Source organism: Pseudomonas saxonica (genome assembly GCF_007858365.1).
Classification (GTDB): Bacteria; Pseudomonadota; Gammaproteobacteria; order Pseudomonadales; family Pseudomonadaceae; genus Aquipseudomonas; species Aquipseudomonas saxonica.
In genome coordinates this window covers 1-1,472 of the sequence record NZ_VFIO01000030.1, presented here as the reverse complement: position 1 = coordinate 1,472, position 1,472 = coordinate 1, and the positions used below count along the sequence as shown (strand labels likewise).

The 1,472-nt window shown below is 46.6% G+C and carries 2 protein-coding genes and 1 pseudogene; all 3 read right to left on the bottom strand.

What is annotated here, in order from left to right:
• Positions 1-424: pseudogene (locus FJD38_RS24365) on the bottom strand (RHS repeat domain-containing protein); the annotation flags it as partial.
• A gap of 114 nt (positions 425-538) precedes the next feature.
• Positions 539-844: a DUF6966 domain-containing protein gene (locus tag FJD38_RS24360; protein ID WP_146388033.1), complete on the bottom strand. Its 306-nt coding sequence runs from the start codon at positions 842-844 to the stop codon at positions 539-541.
• Positions 841-1,472: RHS repeat-associated core domain-containing protein (locus FJD38_RS25050; protein ID WP_280116039.1), on the bottom strand; the 632-nt coding region annotated here is incomplete at its 5' end. The genes FJD38_RS25050 and FJD38_RS24360, both read right to left, overlap by 4 nt.

The window sequence follows — 1,472 nt, the reverse complement described above, 5'->3', positions numbered from 1 at the left end:
TGATCGGGTCGGGGGTCAGGTAGCGGCCGGTGTTGGGATTGTAGTAGCGATGGCGGTTGTAGTGTAGTCCGCTTTCTTCGTCGTAATACTGGCCCTGAAAACGCAGCGGGTTGCTGATTTCGTTGATATCGAATTTGACGACGTTACCGTAGGCCCGGTAATAGGCCGACCAGACGATTTTGCCTGCCTCGTCGGTGAGTTCTTGTGGGGTGCCCAGGTGGTCGAGCTGGTAGTAGTAGACCTCGTTGGTTGTGCCGTGGCCTTTTAGCAGGGCCATCGGTTTGAAGGTGCCGGGTTCGTATACGTAGCTGCGGTACAACGGCCAGCCCTTAACACCTTTTTGGTAGATGTTTTCGGCGATCAGCCGGTCGTCTTGCCAGATAAATTGGGTGGTCTTGCCGTCCATTCCCTTGGCTATTAATCTTGGACTTCAGATGTCTTATGTATCTCTCAAGTATGGGAATATTGGAGTTTTACTTTTTAACCACCTCATTATAATTGAGGTGGAAGTGTAAATATAGCAAGTGCGTGATGGCTGCTACGGTGTTTTATATTGAATGCCTTCATTGATGAACATTTTACAAAGTTCATACAGGTGGGTTCTTAGCTCGTCAAATTCGTTGTTTTTGTCTGTTAGTGATTGGCCTTCTTTGTAGAAAACAATATCGTTGACTGAGCCAGCTCCACCGTAAATGGACAGAATGTCCTTGGATATAGATTTTAGACTTTGGTTAGAGTCCAAGTTTATTGCTTCTAGGGTTTCCACCCAGCCCTCATAGTTTTCAGCACGGAGTAAAAAAATCATTTTTTTCAGGGTTAGTTTAATATCGTCTAGCTTGTTCATTTTAAAGGCTCCGAGCTGATCACTTTTATTCCATCTATAGTCCAGGGTTTTGAGACCACTATTTGTTGAGTTCCACCTATATAAACGCCTCCTTGCGACCCGGTCTCACCTATATATATTTTTGTTCCAGAGGGTATTTTAACTCTAAAAACAGTATCTACAGGGGATTTTGCTCCATTGGGCCACTCTGGTAGAACAGCTTTATCTATCCTTGTTTGCAAAATGCTTATTGGTGGTTCACTACTAAAGAACTGTCCAAGAGGTTTGTCGGCAGTACCAGCACGGTAAAGAGAAATATCGTTATCAATAGTTACCACGGTGTACCGCCCTCCCGAAAAAGTTTCTGCAATGTTATCCGTTAATGGCCCAGGTTTAATCGCAGAATATGTGCCTTCAACGCGTCCAAAATCGTTTGCTTTTAGGCTTGTACTACTAGTCTTTTGTCCCCCCGGACAATCCCCCTCAACACTCATCAACCCCAACGGATCCACCCACCCCGTGGGGTTGGGCACGTACTGGTAGCTGTTGAGTCCGCCCGCCAGTTTGATCGGGTCGGGGGTCAGGTAGCGGCCGGTGTTGGGATTGTAGTAGCGATGGCGGTTGTAGTGTAGTCCGCTTTCTTCGTCGT